The organism is Saccharopolyspora sp. NPDC050389 (genome assembly GCF_040655595.1).
Classification (GTDB): domain Bacteria; phylum Actinomycetota; class Actinomycetes; order Mycobacteriales; family Pseudonocardiaceae; genus Saccharopolyspora.
This window is the reverse complement of sequence record NZ_JBFAKG010000059.1, coordinates 57347-58053: the sequence shown is the minus strand read 5'-3', so window position 1 is coordinate 58053 and position 707 is coordinate 57347. Positions and strand designations below refer to the sequence as shown.

1 pseudogene is annotated in these 707 nt (G+C 66.9%); it reads right to left on the bottom strand.

Annotated elements, in window-relative coordinates:
• A pseudogene (locus AB0I53_RS32090) lies at positions 1-627 on the bottom strand (hypothetical protein); the annotation flags it as partial.
• Positions 628-707 lie beyond the last annotated feature (80 nt).

Genomic DNA, 707 nt, shown 5'->3' with positions numbered 1-707 from the left:
CGGCGGATTGAACTGCGCGGTCGGATCCTCCGGCTCCCAGCCTTGCCCACGAGGACGATCCAGGTTCAAGCCGCCGTCATCCCGACTACCCGGGAACTCCGGCACGTTGGACTTCGGCGGATTGAACTGCGCGGTCGGATCCTCCGGCTCCCAGCCTTGCCCACGAGGACGATCCAGGTTCAAGCCGCCGTCATCCCGACTACCCGGGAAACCCGGCACGTTGGACTTCGGCGGATTGAACTGCGCAGTCGGATCCTCCGGCTCCCAGCCTTCCCCACGAGGACGATCCACGCCGTCGAAGCCGCCCTCGCCGGGACGGCCACCACCGAATGGCGCGTTGAATCCCAAGCCCGGCGGCCGCCGGCCCGATCCAGGGTTCGCACCGCCACTGCCCGGAACCCCGCCGAACGGCGTCAGCGGTGTTCCGCCGGACCCTTGACCGTTCGGGTCCGAAACGAAGGGATCGAAGCCGCCCCCGCCAGGCTGGTTGAAGTTCACCCCGTTCGGATCAGACCCGCCGCCAGGCGTATTCAACCCAAACCCAGGACCACCAGACCCGCCACCAGGCTGGTCGAAATTCAACCCACCATTCGCATCAGACCCGCCGCCAGGCTGGTTGAAGTTCACCCCGTTCGGATCAGACCCGCCGCCAGGCGCATTCAACCCAGCCCCAGGACCACCAGACCCGCCACCAGGCTGATTGAAAC